17 protein-coding genes are annotated in these 14780 nt (G+C 71.7%); 12 read left to right on the top strand and 5 right to left on the bottom strand.

Going from position 1 to position 14780, the window contains the following annotated elements:
• Positions 1-44 precede the first annotated feature (44 nt).
• The 3 genes from QM779_RS06590 to QM779_RS06580 all read left to right on the top strand — a co-directional run bounded on the left by QM779_RS06590 (position 45) and on the right by QM779_RS06580 (position 2112).
• Positions 45-443: a hypothetical protein gene (locus tag QM779_RS06590; protein WP_428533453.1), complete on the top strand. Its 399-nt coding sequence runs from the start codon at positions 45-47 to the stop codon at positions 441-443.
• Complete coding sequence (locus tag QM779_RS06585; RefSeq protein ID WP_428533450.1) at positions 440-1582, top strand: cation:proton antiporter; 1143 nt, start codon at positions 440-442, stop codon at positions 1580-1582. The genes QM779_RS06590 and QM779_RS06585 overlap by 4 nt, the downstream gene beginning before the upstream one ends.
• 74 nt (positions 1583-1656) lie before the next feature.
• A complete protein-coding gene (locus QM779_RS06580) occupies positions 1657-2112 on the top strand; it encodes an iron chaperone (RefSeq protein WP_428533447.1) in 456 nt (151 codons plus the stop codon).
• A gap of 162 nt (positions 2113-2274) precedes the next feature.
• Here the strand turns inward: QM779_RS06580 and QM779_RS06575 are convergent, their stop codons facing one another.
• Positions 2275-3369 carry an LOG family protein gene (locus QM779_RS06575; protein WP_428533444.1) on the bottom strand — a complete coding sequence of 365 codons (1095 nt, stop codon included), beginning with the start codon at positions 3367-3369 and terminating at the stop codon, positions 2275-2277.
• A gap of 4 nt (positions 3370-3373) precedes the next feature.
• Positions 3374-3760 (bottom strand): DUF2237 family protein, encoded by a 387-nt coding sequence (locus QM779_RS06570; protein ID WP_428533441.1) that lies wholly within the window; start codon positions 3758-3760, stop codon positions 3374-3376.
• 107 nt (positions 3761-3867) lie between these two features.
• Between QM779_RS06570 and dxr the strand changes: the two genes are divergently transcribed.
• Together dxr and QM779_RS06560 are read left to right on the top strand one after the other, a co-directional pair.
• A complete protein-coding gene (gene dxr, locus QM779_RS06565) occupies positions 3868-5022 on the top strand; it encodes a 1-deoxy-D-xylulose-5-phosphate reductoisomerase (RefSeq protein WP_428533438.1) in 1155 nt (384 codons plus the stop codon).
• 3 nt (positions 5023-5025) lie between these two features.
• Complete coding sequence (locus QM779_RS06560) at positions 5026-6315, top strand: M50 family metallopeptidase (RefSeq protein WP_428533435.1); 1290 nt, start codon at positions 5026-5028, stop codon at positions 6313-6315.
• A gap of 121 nt (positions 6316-6436) precedes the next feature.
• Here QM779_RS06560 and QM779_RS06555 read toward each other — a convergent pair whose 3' ends face one another.
• Complete coding sequence (locus tag QM779_RS06555) at positions 6437-6841, bottom strand: hypothetical protein (RefSeq protein ID WP_428533432.1); 405 nt, start codon at positions 6839-6841, stop codon at positions 6437-6439.
• A gap of 163 nt (positions 6842-7004) precedes the next feature.
• Between QM779_RS06555 and ispG the strand changes: the two genes are divergently transcribed.
• Both ispG and QM779_RS06545 read left to right on the top strand, forming a co-directional pair.
• The gene (gene ispG, locus QM779_RS06550) at positions 7005-8153 is read left to right on the top strand and encodes a flavodoxin-dependent (E)-4-hydroxy-3-methylbut-2-enyl-diphosphate synthase (protein WP_428533429.1); all 1149 of its coding nucleotides are present in this window, start codon (positions 7005-7007) and stop codon (positions 8151-8153) included.
• Positions 8154-8155: 2 nt separating this feature from the next.
• Complete coding sequence (locus QM779_RS06545) at positions 8156-8983, top strand: GNAT family N-acetyltransferase (protein WP_428533426.1); 828 nt, start codon at positions 8156-8158, stop codon at positions 8981-8983.
• Between the two features lie 14 nt (positions 8984-8997).
• On the opposite strand, the gene QM779_RS06540 is transcribed toward QM779_RS06545, so the two are convergent.
• A complete protein-coding gene (locus QM779_RS06540) occupies positions 8998-9477 on the bottom strand; it encodes a YbaK/EbsC family protein (protein ID WP_428533423.1) in 480 nt (159 codons plus the stop codon).
• Positions 9478-9499: 22 nt separating this feature from the next.
• Entirely contained in the window at positions 9500-9886 is a 387-nt protein-coding gene (locus QM779_RS06535) for a DUF1304 domain-containing protein (protein WP_428533420.1), read from the bottom strand.
• 88 nt (positions 9887-9974) lie between these two features.
• On the opposite strand from QM779_RS06535, the gene QM779_RS06530 reads away from it, so the two are divergent.
• The 5 genes from QM779_RS06530 (at position 9975) to nusA (ending at position 14762) form a co-directional block, all read left to right on the top strand.
• Positions 9975-10619, top strand: a complete 645-nt coding sequence (locus QM779_RS06530) for an isochorismatase family cysteine hydrolase (protein WP_428533417.1) — start codon at positions 9975-9977, stop codon at positions 10617-10619.
• A gap of 47 nt (positions 10620-10666) precedes the next feature.
• The gene (locus QM779_RS06525) at positions 10667-11413 is read left to right on the top strand and encodes a siderophore-interacting protein (RefSeq protein WP_428533414.1); all 747 of its coding nucleotides are present in this window, start codon (positions 10667-10669) and stop codon (positions 11411-11413) included.
• A 21-nt stretch (positions 11414-11434) separates the two neighbouring features.
• Positions 11435-13207 carry a proline--tRNA ligase gene (locus QM779_RS06520; protein WP_428538327.1) on the top strand — a complete coding sequence of 591 codons (1773 nt, stop codon included), beginning with the start codon at positions 11435-11437 and terminating at the stop codon, positions 13205-13207.
• 87 nt (positions 13208-13294) lie between these two features.
• Positions 13295-13789: a ribosome maturation factor RimP gene (gene rimP, locus QM779_RS06515; RefSeq protein ID WP_428533411.1), complete on the top strand. Its 495-nt coding sequence runs from the start codon at positions 13295-13297 to the stop codon at positions 13787-13789.
• Between the two features lies 1 nt (position 13790).
• Positions 13791-14762 (top strand): transcription termination factor NusA, encoded by a 972-nt coding sequence (gene nusA, locus QM779_RS06510; RefSeq protein WP_428533408.1) that lies wholly within the window; start codon positions 13791-13793, stop codon positions 14760-14762.
• The last annotated feature ends 18 nt before the right edge of the window (positions 14763-14780 follow it).

Genomic DNA, 14780 nt, shown 5'->3' with positions numbered 1-14780 from the left:
GGCGCGCGTAGAGTTTCGGGCGACTCGTCGGGAGGAGACCGGTCGTGGCGAAATCCGGCAAGGCGCCCGCGCCGGCCGTGCTCTGGCTTGATGCGCCGGAGGAGCACGACTACCCGGCGGCGGCGTCCTACCTCAGTCTGGTCGCGCCCGCCGACGTGGTCGACCCGCTGGTCGCGAAGTTCAGGGCGGCGAGCATCGTCCACTTCAAGGCCAAGGACATCCTGCGGGCAGCGCAGCTGCCGCTGCTCGGGGTGACCAACCCGCACGTCGCCTCCGACCTGGCCAAGGTGCGGTCCGGCGCCGCGCTGTCGCCGATCCTGCTGGTCCGCGGCCTCCTCGCGCAGGGCCTGCGGCTGGAGATCGCCGACGGCTACCACCGGGTGTGCGCGTGCTACTACACCGACGAGAACATCGACATCCCGTGCCTGGTGGTGGATCGGTGAGCTTCGCCCTGCTCGCGCTGATCTGCGCGGTGGCCATGCTGGGGCCGATCGTCAGCCTCAACCGGATGGTGCACATCCCCGTGGTGATCGGCGAACTGGCGGTCGGCGTCCTGCTCGGACGCACCGGGCTCGGCGTCGTCGACCCGGAGGACACCACTTTGGCGTTCCTCGCGCAGGTCGGGTTCGCCCTGGTGATGTTCGTCGCGGGGACGCACGTGCCGATCCGGCAGAAGGCAATGGCAGGCGGGCTGCGCAACGGCGCCCTTCGGGCGATCGCCGTCGGCGTCCTCGCCGTCCCGCTGGGCCTCGGCATCGGCGCATTGTTCGGCACGGGCCACGGCGCCCTGTACGCGGTGTTGATCGCGTCCTCGAGCGCGAGCATCGTGATGCCGGCGCTCGGCGGCACACCGGTGACGAGCCGGGCCGGGCTGGAGATGCTCGCCCAGCTGGCGATCGCCGACGCGTCCTGCATCGTGGTCCTCCCGCTCGTGCTCGACCCGGCGAACGTGGGCAGGGCGGCGCTCGGAGCGGTGGCGGTGCTGGCCGTGGCGGCCGCGTTCTTCGCCTTCCTCTCCTGGGCCGAGCGCACCGGACGCCGGAAGGCCCTGCACGAACTCAGCGAGAAGCGCGAGCTCGCGATGGAGTTGCGGGTGACGCTGACGATGCTGTTCGTGCTCGCGACGGTCGCGGTGACGATGCAGGTCTCGGTGATGCTGGCCGGGTTCGCGATGGGTCTCGCGGTGTCGGCGGCGGGCGAGCCCCGTCGGGTCGCCAACCAGACCTTCGCCCTCACGGAGGGCTTCTTCGCGCCGATCTTCTTCGTCTGGCTGGGCAGTTCGCTGGACCTGCGGGCGCTGGTCACCTCCCCGCAGGCGATCGCGCTGGGGGTGGCGCTGGGGCTGGTGCCGTTGCTGGCCCACGGCCTGCTGTCGTTCACCGGGCAGCCGTGGCCGCTCGCCGTCAGCACCGCCGCGCAACTCGGTGTCCCCGTCGGCGCCGCGGCGCTGGGCAAGACGCTCGGCCTGCTGGTCGAGGGCGAGGCGACAGCGATGCTGCTGGGGGCGCTGATCACCATCGCCGCCGTGACGCTGGTCAGCAAGCGGGTGGTGACGCTGGTGGCGGACGACCGCGCGACCTGAGCAGGAATGGAGAAGCGCGCGGCAGGGTTGGCGCGTCAGGATGGACCCCGACGACGGAGCACAGGAGGAGCGGTATGGCACGGGAGAGCACGTCCTCGGCAGGGTTCAGCGCCGAGGAACGCGCGGCGATGAAGGAGTACGCCGCGGAGTTGAAGGCGGAGAAGCAGCGCAAGGGCGCGGCGGACAAGGCGGCGCTGGACGTCCAGGACCTGCTGGACAAGATCGCCGCACTGGACGACGGTGATCGCCAGACGGCGCAGATGGTGCACGCCATCGTGACGAAGGTCGCGCCGGACCTCGCCCCGAAGACCTGGTACGGCATGCCGGCCTACTACCGCGACGGCAAGGCGGTGGTGTTCTTCCAGCCCGCCGGAAAGTTCAAGGCCCGCTACTCCACCCTCGGCTTCAACGACGGCGCCGCCCTCGACGACGGCGCGATGTGGCCCACGTCCTACGCGCTCACGACGATCGGCCCCGCGGAGGAGGAGCAGATCGGCGAGCTGGTCAGGCGCGCCGCCGGCCTGTCGTGACCTGGGGAAGCCACACGTCGAGCGTTCCCTGAGGAGCGTCCGCCTGATCGTGGCGGCGGCCCTTCGTGACGCCGTGGGGCTCGTTCCTCGCCGCGCGGCTCCTCAGGGACCGTGACCGCTCGCTCGCCCTTGTCATCCCGGGCTTGACCCGGGATCTCCGCGTCAGCGCGACAGGAGGGCGGGGACGTCTGCCACGGTGTCGACGAGGTGGGTGGCCGCGGCCATCGGACGGCCTTCGGCGAGCGCGCGGAGGAGGGGCCACGCCGGCTGGGTGTGCGTCCAGTAGTCGACGCCAACCAGGACGAGCGGCGGGACGGGGTCGTCGGCCAGCGCGTAGAAGCGGGGCGTGACGGCCTGGAAGACCTCCTGCACGGTGCCGGCGGCGCCCGGCAGGCAGACCAGGCCTCCGGACGCCTGCCGCAGCAGCACGTCCTCGCGGATCGCGTTCGAGAACAGCTTGGCGATCCCCGTGCTGAAGACGTTCGGCGGCTCGTGCCCGTACAGCCACGTCGGGACGCCGTAGCTGGCGCCACCCAGCTCCCAGCGGTCCCTGACGGCGAACGCCGCAGCCACCCACGACTCCACGTCCTCGCTGAAGCGGGGCTGCTCGGCCAGCAGCGCGAGCGCGGCGGACAGGTCGTCCTCCCCGCCGACCAGCGACGCCCCGAGGTTCACCGCCTCCATCGCCCCCGGCCCGCCGCCGGTGATCACGGCCCTCCCCTCGCGGGCCAGCGCGCGTCCCAGCCCCGCGGCCTCCGTGTAGCCGTCAGACCCGCGCACGAGCTGGTGGCCGCCCATCACGCCGACGGCCCCGTCCAGGTGGAGGTCGGCGAGCGCGTCCGACATGGCGTGGTCGTGCAGGGTCATCGCGAGCTCGCTGGTCAGGCTGCGGTGCCGGCCGACGTGTCGCCACCAGCGGTAGTTCCTCGCGTCCAGGGTGTAACGGTAGCCGCGCTCCAGGCCCGCGTACAGCTCGTCCGCCGTGTACAGGCCGGCGCGGTACGGGTTGAACGGGAGGTCGGGCAGCAGTGGGAAGACGAGCGCGCCCCTGGCCTCGATGCCCGCCTCGACGCCCGGCGCGAACGTGCAGCCGAGGAACACCGCCCCGCGCACGTCGGCCGATGCCAGGGACGCGCTGCGCCCGGTGAGGTCGAGGGACGCGACCGAGCAGCCGGCCAGCGGACGGCCGGCAGCGAGATGGGCGTCGAACTGCGCGAGCGACTCGATCTCGATCGCGGGGAGATCCGGGGTGTCCATCGGCTCAGGTCGTGAGCGAGCTCGGGTCGTCGGGGACGTCCGCGGCGAAGTCGGAGAGGACCTCCAGCGGCACGATGTCGAGAGCGCGGACGTTGGTCGCGGCGAGGATCACCGGCGGCGCCACGCCGGCCGCGTACGCCTGGGCCCAACGCTCGGCCACCACGCACCAGCGATCACCGGGCACCAGGCCGGGGAACCCCGCGGACGGGCTGGTCAGGTCGTTGCCGACCAGCCGCTGGTGGGCGAGGAACTCGGTGGTGACGACCGCGCAGACCAGGTGTCGGGCCTGCGCGGGTCCGCACGTGCAGCTGCCGTCCCGGTAGAAGCCGGTGACCGGGTCGCCGCCGCAGGGTTCGAGCGGCCCGCCCAGGACGTTGCGCTCCTCGCTCATGCAGGACCCCGTCGGGTGCTCATGCGGGGTCCCCGTGGGGTGCTCATAGCTGTGCAGCCTAGCGAGAGCCGTAAGCTGCGTCGGTAGCCCGTTCGGAAGGAAGTGCCTTGACCCGCGACGTCGTGATCCTCGGGAGTACCGGCTCCATCGGCACCCAGGCGATCGATGTCGCGTCCCGCCATCCCGAACGGTTCCGCGTCGTCGGGCTCGCCGCCGGCGGGTCGTCGGTCCCGCTCCTGGTCGAGCAGGCGCGCGCGCTGCGTCCCGCCGTCGTGGCGGTCGGGGACGCGGAGGCCGCCGACCAGGTCGCGTCCGCACTGCCCGGCACCGAGGTGTGGGCGGGCCCGGACGCGGCGACACGGCTCGCCGCGCTGGAGTGTGACGTCGTGCTGAACGGCATCACCGGCGCCGCAGGGCTCGAGCCGACCCTGGCCGCCCTCGGGGTCGGCACCACGCTCGCCCTGGCCAACAAGGAGTCGCTGGTGATCGGCGGCCGTCTGGTCACCGACGCCGCGGCGCCCGGCCAGATCGTCGCCGTCGACTCCGAGCACTCCGCCTTCGCGCAGGCGCTGCGCGCGGGTCGGTCCGACGAGGTCCGCCGGCTCATCCTGACCGCTTCCGGCGGACCGTTCCGCGGTCGCTCCCGCGACCAGCTGCGGGGCGTCACGCCGGGGCAGGCGATGGCGCACCCCACCTGGCGGATGGGCAGGGTGATCACGATCAACTCCGCGACCCTCGTCAACAAGGGGCTCGAACTGCTGGAGGCCGCGCTGCTGTACGGGGTCGACCTCGACGCGATCCAGGTCGTCGTGCACCCGCAGTCGGTCGTCCACTCGATGGTCGAGTTCCACGACGGCTCCACGATCGCCCAGTGCTCCCCGCCGGACATGCGGCTGCCGATCGCACTCGCTCTCGCCTGGCCCGACCGGCTGCCGGACGCCGTGCCTGCCTGCGACTGGACGAAGGCCGCGGCCTGGACGTTCGAGCCGCTGGACGACGAGGCGTTCCCTGCCGTCGAGCTCGCCCGGCGCTGCGGGAAGGCCGGTGGGCTGGCCCCCGCGGTGTACAACGCGGCCAACGAGGTGTGCGTGGACGCGTTCTGCGCGGGGAAGTTGGAGTTCACTGGCATCGTTGAGGTGATCGCCGACGTGGTGGACGCCCACCTCGCCCGTCCGGAGGAGGCGCCGCCCAGCGTGGCGTCCGTCCTGGCGGCGGATGGCTGGGCGCGCACGGAGGCAGCGGCACGGATCGACCAGGAGTAGTGGATGGACACCCTCATCGTGATCGGGTTCGGGATCGCGTTCTTCGCGCTGATCATGGTCTCGGTGGCGCTGCACGAGATCGGGCACATGGTGCCGGCGAAGCTGTTCGGCGTCCGGGTGCCCCGGTACTTCGTGGGCTTCGGCCCGACCCTGTGGTCGACGAAGCGCGGCGACACCGAGTACGGCGTGAAGGCGTTCCCCCTGGGCGGCTTCGTCCAGCTCCTCGGGATGTACCCGCCCCGGCAGGACGGGAAGCGGCGTCGTACCCGGCTGGCCGAGTTCGCCGACAGCGCCCGCGAGGTCGAGTGGGAGGACATCACTCCTGACGACGTGGCCAACGAGCGGCTGTTCTACCAGAAGAAGACCTGGCAGAAGCTGGTCGTGATGGCCGGCGGGCCGGTGATGAACCTGCTGATCGCGTTCTTCCTGCTGCTCGGTGTGACCGCCGGCTACGGCGCCGTCCGTGCCCAGACCACGATCGCCTACGTGCAGGCCTGCGTGATCACCGACACCACCCGCACCGAGTGCGCGGCGTCCGACCCCGCCTCGCCCGCCGCGCAGGCCGGCCTGCAGGTGGGGGACAGGGTGGTCAGCTTCAACGGCGTCACGATCACGTCCTACGACCAGCTCAGCGGCCTGATCCGCGCCAACCTGGACGGCGAGGCGCGTCTCGTGGTCGAGCGGAACGGCGCCGAGGTCACGCTGACCCCCGTGCACACGGTGGTGAACTCGGTGGCCGACACGCTCGACCCGGGCACGACCGTGCAGGCGGGCTGGCTCGGCGTGAGCCCGCAGCGGGAGCTGGTGAAGGGCGGTCCGGTCGAGGTGATCGGCGACATGTGGACGCTGACCAAGCAGAGCGCGGTGGCGCTGGTCCAGTTCCCCGTCCGCGTGTGGCACGTCGTCACGGACATGGTGACCGGCCAGCCGCGCAGCCCGTACGACCCGATCAGCATCGTCGGTGCGAGCACGGTCGCCGGCCAGGTGGTCGCGTCCGGCGACGTGGGGTGGCCGGCCAAGGCGGCCACTTTCTTCTCGCTACTGGCCTCGGTGAACCTGTTCCTCGCGCTGTTCAACTTCCTGCCACTGCCCCCGCTGGACGGTGGCCACATCGCCGGCGCGCTCTACGAGGGTGCCCGCCGGAGGCTCGCGAAGCTGTTCGGACGCCGCGATCCCGGCTTCTTCGACACCGCCAAGCTGCTCCCGGTCGCCTACGCGGTCGGCGGCCTGCTGCTGGTCAGCGGCGTGGCGCTGATCCTCGCCGACATCATCAGCCCCGTGCAGCTGTTCTGATCTCCGCGTTTGCTCCCGAAAGGCGGCCTTGCTCCCCGAATTCCGGGAGCAAGGCCGCCTTTCGGGAGCAAGAACCGGTGGACGGGGCCCAAGGGCGCGCGCCGAGGGGAGCGGCCGCGGCTCAGGCGCCAGGCACCAGCGCGGTGATCAGGATGCCGACGACGATAGAGGCGACCACGGCGAGGGTGGCGAGGCCGGCGACGATCAGGGCCATCCGCCGGCCGCGGAGGGCCTCGTGGGCGTCGTCGAGGATCGCTGCGCGATCGACCTCGACAGTGGCGTCTGTCCCTGCCGAGGGTGCGCGGCGGCCGCCCTCCTCACGGCGCATCAGTGCGACGACGTGCGCGGCCGCGTCCTGCGGGGCGAGCTTCTTCCCGCTGACGTAGGTGCGGACCAGCGCCCGGTGCAGCAGGTCGGACGCGGCCTCGCCGTCACCGGCCAGGCGCAGGGCCTGCTCGGCCAGTGGCGCGGACGCGGCATCGAGGAAGGTCGAGAATTCCGCGTCCCGGTCGGACAGCTCGGCCATGCTTCTCACCTCTCGCTGCGGCGTGTGGGCGGTCCCATCCTGCCCTGCGCGGCCGACAACTGTGCAGGTGGGCCCCGATGGCTGCTGCGCGACGAGTCCGGATAGGTAGGCTGTCTGCGCAGGCGGTGGCAGGAGTGCCGCCGCCGGACAGAACGAGGAGTAGATGACCGTCAACCTGGGAATGCCCGCCACCCCTCCGCCCGTGCTGGCCCCGCGCCGGCCGACCAGGCAGATCCGGGTCGGCAAGGTGCTCGTGGGTGGGGGTGCGCCGGTCTCGGTGCAGTCCATGACCACCACGAAGACGACCGACATCAACGGCACGCTCCAGCAGATCGCAGAGCTCACCGCCACCGGCTGTGACATCGTGCGGGTGGCCGTCCCCAGCCAGGACGACGCCGACGTGCTCCACATCATCGCCAAGAAGAGCCAGATCCCGGTCATCGCCGACATCCACTTCCAGCCGAAGTACGTGTTCGCCGCGATCGACGCCGGCTGCGCGGCCGTCCGGGTGAACCCCGGCAACATCCGCGCCTTCGACGACCAGGTCAAGCAGATCGCCCAGGCGGCGACCGAGGCCGGTGTCTCGATCCGGATCGGCGTCAACGCCGGGTCGCTCGACAAGCGGCTGCTCGCCAAGTACGGCGCCCCGACCCCCGAGGCCCTGGTCGAGTCCGCGCTGTGGGAGGCCAGCCTGTTCGAGGAGCACGGCTTCCGCGACTTCAAGATCTCGGTCAAGCACCACGACCCGGTCGTGATGGTGCGCGCCTACGAGCAGCTCAGCGAGGCCTGCGACTACCCGCTGCACCTGGGCGTCACCGAGGCCGGCCCGGCCTTCCAGGGGACGATCAAGTCCTCGGTGGCCTTCGGTGCGCTGCTCGCCAAGGGCATCGGCGACACGATCCGGGTGTCGCTGTCTGCCCCGCCCGCCGAGGAGGTGAAGGTCGGGATCAAGATCCTCGAGTCGCTGAACCTGCGTCCGCGGCACCTGGAGATCGTGTCCTGCCCCTCGTGCGGCCGCGCCCAGGTGGACGTGTACTCGCTCGCCGAAGAGGTCACCGCCGGCCTGGAGGGCATGGAGGTGCCGCTGCGGGTGGCCGTGATGGGCTGTGTCGTGAACGGGCCGGGTGAGGCCCGCGAGGCCGACCTCGGGGTCGCGTCCGGCAACGGCAAGGGCCAGATCTTCGTCCGCGGTGAGGTGATCAAGACCGTCCCCGAGTCGGAGATCGTCGCGACACTGATCGAGGAGGCGAACCGGCTGGCTGCCGAGATGGCCGACGTCGAGTCCGGCCCGGTCCAGGTTTCCGTCGGCTGACGATGTCCGCCCGGATCCTCACCAGCTGGGACGCTGCCACCGCCCGGCGCCTGGTCGCCGAGGACCCGGTCCTGAACGTGTTCGTCGGCTCGCGCCTGGACGCGGGCGTGCTCGGCGCAGGCGCGCCGGGCGTCCTGTGGGGCTGGCCGGCCGAGGCGCCGACCGCGCTGCTGCACATCGGGGCGAACCTCGTCCCCGTCGTGACGGACGCCGAGCCGCTGCCCGCGTTCGTCGAGGCGGCGGGGAGACGGAGGACCTGCCAGTCGATCGTCGGCCCCTCCTGGTTCGTGATGCCGCTGTGGCGGGCCCTGGGTGAGCGCTGGGGCCGGGCCTACAGCCAGGTCAGGGAGGTCCGCGCGCGGCAACCGGTGATGGCGACCAGCGAGGCGCCGAAGGTGGCCGCCGACCCACGGGTGCGTCCGATCGCCGCCGTCGACTTCGACTCCTACTTCGCGGCCTCGGTGGCGATGTACACCGAGGAGGTCGGGACGGATCCGCTCGCCGGCGGCGACACCAGCTACCGCACGTACTGCCGCTGGCTGGTCGACTCCGGGCGCGCGTTCGGCATCGTCGAGAACGGCCGGGTGGTCTTCAAGAGCGACGTGGGGGCCGTCAGCGGTCCCGCGGCGCAGATCCAGGGCGTGTGGCTCGACCCGTCCCTGCGGGGACGCGGCCTGTCGGAGCCGGCGATCGCCGCGGTCACCGAGTACGTCCTCGCAGACTTCGGGACGGCCTGCCTGTACGTGAACGACTTCAACACCCGCGCGATCCGCTGCTACGAGCGGGTCGGCTTCGAGCAGGTGGGGGAGTTCTCCACGATCCTGTTCTGAGCCGCGTGCCGCGGTCAGGTGACGTCGGCCACGGGGGCGCCGGTGAGCGCGACCAGTTCGTCGGGGGAGAGCGGGAAGACCGCGTACGGGTGGCCTGCGGCCGCCCAGATCTGGTCGAACCGGAAGAGTTCGCGGTCGACCAGGATCACCGGCGGCGTGGTGTGGCCGACCGGCGAGACGCCCCCGATCGAGAAGCCGGTGCTCGCCTTCACGAAGTCGGCGTCCGCGCGGCCCAGGGTCCCGACCAGCGCGGCCACCTTCTTCTCGTCCACCCGGAGGTCGCCGGACGTGACGACGAGCACGGCCGCGTCATCGGACTTCCGGCGGAACACGATGCTCTTGGCGATCTGGCCCAGCTCCACGCCCAGTGCCGTGGCCGCGTCGGCGGCCGTCCGGCCGGTCACCGGCAGCAGGACGACCTCGTGCGGGTGGCCGAGCTTGGCCAGCTTCTCTGCGACGCGACGCGCGCCGTCGGGGATCGGGGTCTCGCTCACTCGGCCATCCTGCCAGTCGTGGTCAGGTGGCCAGCCCGAGGCCGAACAGCAGGACGCCGAGCAGCGGCGGCGACGCCTGCACCAGCGCCGCGCGCAGCTTGTCGGGCGAGGACAGCGCGAGGACCGCGCCCGCCGCGACCATCGACCCCGCTCCCGCGAAGACGAGAGTGGATCCCACCGTCCTCCAGCCCCACGCGAACAGCGCGATGCCCAGCGCGACGATGATCGCGAGGAACAGGTTGTAGAAGCCCTGGTTGAACGCCATCTCGCGGGTCGCCGCGGCCTCCTCGGCCGAGGTGCCGAAGACGTTCCTGGCCCGCGGCGTCGTCCACCACAACGACTCCAGCGCGAAGATGTAGACGTGGATCCCCGCCGCCACTCCGGCGAGCACGAGGCCGATGATCTGCATTCTCTGCTCCTTGGTTCGACATGGAAGGCACAGCCGTCGCCTGACACGGTATTCCTGCGCTGCCGCGGGAGGCGGCTAGCGTGGCCGCATGGATCCGTCGGACAGCTGGACGCAGCCGCACCTGGACCGCTCGGCGCTGCTGGTGATCGACGTGCAGGCCGATTTCCTGGACGGTGGCGCGCTGCCGGTGCCGGGGACGTCCAGCCTCGTTCCCTCTCTGGGGGCGCTCACCACTGCGTTTCGTCGGGCCGGACGGCCTCTGTTCCACGTCGTCCGGCTCTACGCGGTAGCGGACGTGGACCTCGTCCGGCGCGGCCTGGTGGCGGACGGGGTGGGCCCGGTGCGGCCGGGGCCCGATGGCGCCCGGGTCCCTGCCGGCCTGCTCGGCAGGGACGTCGCCCCCGATCCCGACGTGCTGCTGGCCGGCAGGCCACAGGAGGTCGGCCCGGGGGAGTGGCTGCTCTGGAAGCCGCGCTGGAGCGCTTTCCACCGGACCGGGCTGGAGGACCTGCTCCGTGCCCTGGACGTCGACACCGTGGTCGTGGCCGGGTGCAACCTGCCCAACTGCCCGCGCGCGACGATCCTGGACGCCTCCCAGCGTGATTTCCGCGTGGTGATGGTCGTCGACGCGATCTCCGGGGGAAGCGACGAGAGATGGGGCGACCTGCGGGGTATCGGTGCGGTCGGGATGGCCACCGCCGACCTCGTGGCCGCATTGGGCGATTTTCGATAGGTGAGGCTAACCTAAATCTGCACGCCCCTGACGATGAAGGACCACTGATGACCCTGACTGCCCCCGCCGTGTTCGAGACCGTCGCACTGGAGCCGGAGTTCCGGCCCGCCGAACTGGTCTCCCGGGAGTGGCTGACCTCCGGCTACGTCCGCCTCCGGGTCGCGGGGGAGGCGCTGCACAGCTTCCACGCCCCCGGCGCGGACGACCACGTCCGGCTCTTCTTCGCCCCGGCCGACGGCCCGGTGCCCTCCACCCCGGAGGAGTGGCGCGAACTCCCCAGCCGCGAGTACACGCCGATGAACGCCGATGCGGACGCCGGCTGGGTCGAGTTCGACTTCGTCATCCACGGCGACGGCCCGGGCTCGACCTGGGCGGCCACCGCACCGCTCGGAGCCCGGCTCGCCGTGGCCGGCCCCCGCCGCAGCAGCCAGGTCACGGGCGAACCGGACGCGTGGTTCCTCGCCGGCGACGAGACCGCCGTGCCCGCCATCTGCCGCTTCCTGCGCACCCGCCGCCCCGGCACCAGCGCCCGGGTGATCCTCGAGGTCGACGAGGCGAACGAACTCGTCCCGATCCCCACCGAGGCCGGCACATACGTGACCATCCTCGTCCGCGGCACCGACAGCCTGGTCGCCGCACTCGCCGCCCTCGGCGAGCGTGACCGCCCGCAGGGGTCGGTGCTGGGCTTCGTCGGCGCGGAGGCCGAGATCGTCCCGGCCGCGCGGGCGCTGCTGCTCGACCGCTGGGGCCTGCCGGCCGAGGCCGTGATCACGAAGGGCTACTGGCGCCGATAGGATCCCCGGGTGATCACCCGTCTGTCCCAGCTCTTCGTCCGCACCCTCCGCGAGGACCCCGCCGACGCCGAGGTCCCGAGCCACCGCTGGCTGGTCCGGGCCGGCTACATCCGACGGACCGCGCCCGGCATCTACACCTGGTTGCCGCTCGGGCTGCGGGTGCTCCAGAACGTCGAGCGCATCGTCCGCGAGGAGATGGACGCGATGGGCGCCCAGGAGGTGCGGTTCCCCGCGCTGCTGCCGCGTGAGCCCTACGAGGCGACCCGCCGGTGGACCGAGTACGGCCCGAACCTGTTCCGGCTCAAGGACCGCAAGGGCGCCGACTACCTGCTCGGCCCCACCCACGAGGAGATGTTCACCCTGCTGGTGAAGGACCTGTACTCCTCGTACAAGGACCTGCCCCTGTCGCTGTACCAGATCCAGACCAAGTACCGGGACGAGGCCCGCCCCCGCGCCGGCCTGCTGCGCGGCCGCGAGTTCGTGATGAAGGACTCCTACTCCTTCGATGTCGACGACGCAGGGCTCGCCGCGTCCTACGAGGCGCACCGGCAGGCCTACATCCGGATCTTCGAGCGGCTCGGCCTGACCTACGTGATCGTCAAGGCGATGTCCGGCGCGATGGGCGGGTCGGCCTCCGAGGAGTTCCTCGCCGTCTCCGCGACCGGCGAGGACACGTTCGTCCGCTCGCCCGGCGGCTACGCCGCCAACGTCGAGGCGGTCAGCATCACCCCTCCGCCCGCGCAGGACGCGTCCGGCATTGCGCCCGCTCACACGGTCGACACCCCGAACACCGGCACGATCGTCGAGCTCGTCGACGTCGCCAATGCGCAGTTCCCGCGTCCGGACCGGGCGTGGACGGCCGCCGACACGCTCAAGAACGTGGTCTTCAAGCTCGTCCGGCCGGACGGGACGTCAGAACTGCTGGTCGTCGGCCTGCCCGGCGACCGCGACGTCGACACCAAGCGCCTCGAGGCGGCCATCGCCCCCGCCGAGGCCACCCCGCTCACCGACGAGGACTTCGCCGCCAACCCCGGGCTGGTCAAGGGCTACATCGGCCCCGCGTCGATCGGCGACGGCTCGGCGACGTCCCACCTCGGCGCGGAGGGGCCGCTGAAGGTGCGCTACCTCACCGACCCGCGCGTCGTGCCCGGCACCGCCTGGATCACCGGCGCGAACATCGTCGACACCCACGCCGTCGACGTGGTCTGCGGCAGGGACTTCACCAGCGACGGCGTGCTCGACGTCGCGGAGATCAGGGAGGGCGATCCCGCTCCCGACGGCTCGGGCCCGCTGAGCCTGGCCCGCGGCATCGAGATGGGCCACATCTTCCAGCTCGGCCGCAAGTACGCCGAGGCGCTCGGGCTGAAGGTGCTCGACGAGAACGGCAAGCTGGTCACGGTGACGATGGGTTCCTACGGCGTCGGGGTGTCCCGGGCCGTCGCGGCGGTGGCGGAGGCGACCTGTGACGAGCGCGGGTTGGCGTGGCCGCGCGCGCTCGCACCGTTCGACGTGCAGGTGCTGGCCACGGGCAAGGGGGACGAGATCCTCCAGGCGGCGACGACGCTGGCCGAGCAGCTGGACGCGCGTGGCGTCCACGTCCTGCTCGACGACCGGAAGGCGAGCCCCGGCGTGAAGTTCACCGACGCGGAACTCCTGGGCGTCCCCACGGCCGTCGTGGTCGGACGCGGCCTGGCCGAGGGCCTGGTGGAGGTGCGCGACCGGGCGACCGGCGAGCGCGCAGAGGTGCCGCTGGTCAACGCCGTCGACTACCTGGTGGCCGTCGTCGGCCGCTGACCGCTCCTGGACGGGGACCGCCGGCCGCTAGACTTGCCGGATCCCCCGCCGCACAACCGCATCGCACAACCGAATCGAGGACTGGCCATGAACACCGCAGACCTGGAGGCACTGGTCGCTCCGGTGGCCGCAGCGCACACGCTCGAGGTCGATCGCCTCGAGGTGATGACGGCGGGGAAGCGGGCCGTGGTGCGGGTGTTCCTCGACGGTGACGGGCCGGAGGGACACGGCCCTTCCCTGGACGAGATCGCCTCGGCGACCAGGGACATCTCCGCGACGCTGGACGCCGCGGACATCACGAAGGGCAAGCCGTACACGCTGGAGGTGTCGTCCCGGGGCGTGAGCCGTCCGCTCACCGAAGCGAAGCACTTCCGGCGCAACACCCGACGACTGGTCGCCCTCACCCTCGCCGACGGCACGGTGACGGGCCGCATCCGGGGTGTGACCGACGACGGGATCGAGCTGGACGTGGACGGCGAGGCACGGACCGTGCCGCTGGCCGAGGTGCAGCGTGCGCTCGTGCAGGTGGAGTTGAACCGCCCCGTCGCGGGCGAGGAGTACGAAGAGGAAACGGAGGGCTGACGTGGACGTCGACATGAGCGCGCTCAAGCAACTGGAGCGCGACAAGGAGATCAGCATGGACGTGCTGATCGAGGCCATGTCCGAGGCGCTGCTGAACGCCTACGAGAAGACCCCGGGCGCGATCGCTGGGGCGCGGGTGGAGATCGACCGCCGCAGCGGCAAGGTGAGCGTCTACGCCCCGGAGCTGGACGAGGACGGCGAGCGCATCGGCGAGTTCGAGCACACCCCCGAAGGGTTCGGACGGGTGGCGGCCGCGACGGCGCGGCAGGTGATCTTCCAGCGCCTGCGCGAAGCGGAGGACGAGCAGAAGTACGGCCACTTCGCCGGCGTCGAGGGCGACATCGTCCTCGGTGTCGTGCAACAGGACCGGGACTCGCGCACGGTGCGCGTCGACCTCGGCACGATCGAGGCGATCATGCCGCAGGCGGAGCAGGTGCCGGGCGAGGACTACAGCCACGGCAAGCGGCTGCGGGTCTACGTGGTCAGCGTGCGTCGTGAACTGCACGGCCCGCAGGTCGTGGTGTCCCGCACGCACCCCAACCTGGTGGCGAAGCTGTTCCGCCTCGAGGTGCCGGAGATCGAGCACGGGATCGTCGAGATCAAGGCGATCGCCCGTGAGGCGGGGCACCGCTCCAAGATCGCCGTCGTCAGCCACAACGCCGACGTGTCGGCCAAGGGGGCCTGCATCGGCCCGATGGGCCAGCGGGTGCGCGCGGTCATGCACGAGCTGAACGAGGAGAAGATCGACATCGTCGACTTCTCCGACGACCCGAAGGTGTTCGTGGCGCAGGCGCTGAGCCCGGCCAAGGTGACCTCGGTGACCGTGACCGACGAGGCAGCCCGCGCCGCGCGGGTGATCGTCCCGGACTACCAGCTGTCGCTGGCGATCGGCAGGGAGGGCCAGAACGCGCGGCTCGCCGCCCGGCTCACCGGCTGGCGGATCGACATCCGGCCGGACACCGCGGAGCAGTAGCCGGCCGGAGCGTCGCGT

This window comes from Propionicimonas sp. (assembly GCF_049840635.1).
Classification (GTDB): domain Bacteria; phylum Actinomycetota; class Actinomycetes; order Propionibacteriales; family Propionibacteriaceae; genus Propionicimonas.
This window is presented reverse-complemented; position numbering and strand designations above follow the sequence as displayed.

Coding starts and splice junctions, on each gene's coding strand:
- QM779_RS06545 (WP_428533426.1), top strand. CDS start 8,156: ATGTCCGCCCGGATCCTCACCAGCTGGGACGCTGCCACCGCCCGGCGC.
- ispG (WP_428533429.1), top strand. CDS start 7,005: ATGACCGTCAACCTGGGAATGCCCGCCACCCCTCCGCCCGTGCTGGCC.
- QM779_RS06525 (WP_428533414.1), top strand. CDS start 10,667: ATGACCCTGACTGCCCCCGCCGTGTTCGAGACCGTCGCACTGGAGCCG.
- QM779_RS06535 (WP_428533420.1), bottom strand. CDS start 9,886: ATGCAGATCATCGGCCTCGTGCTCGCCGGAGTGGCGGCGGGGATCCAC.
- QM779_RS06570 (WP_428533441.1), bottom strand. CDS start 3,760: ATGAGCGAGGAGCGCAACGTCCTGGGCGGGCCGCTCGAACCCTGCGGC.
- QM779_RS06560 (WP_428533435.1), top strand. CDS start 5,026: ATGGACACCCTCATCGTGATCGGGTTCGGGATCGCGTTCTTCGCGCTG.
- QM779_RS06580 (WP_428533447.1), top strand. CDS start 1,657: ATGGCACGGGAGAGCACGTCCTCGGCAGGGTTCAGCGCCGAGGAACGC.
- QM779_RS06530 (WP_428533417.1), top strand. CDS start 9,975: ATGGATCCGTCGGACAGCTGGACGCAGCCGCACCTGGACCGCTCGGCG.
- QM779_RS06555 (WP_428533432.1), bottom strand. CDS start 6,841: ATGGCCGAGCTGTCCGACCGGGACGCGGAATTCTCGACCTTCCTCGAT.
- QM779_RS06575 (WP_428533444.1), bottom strand. CDS start 3,369: ATGGACACCCCGGATCTCCCCGCGATCGAGATCGAGTCGCTCGCGCAG.
- rimP (WP_428533411.1), top strand. CDS start 13,295: ATGAACACCGCAGACCTGGAGGCACTGGTCGCTCCGGTGGCCGCAGCG.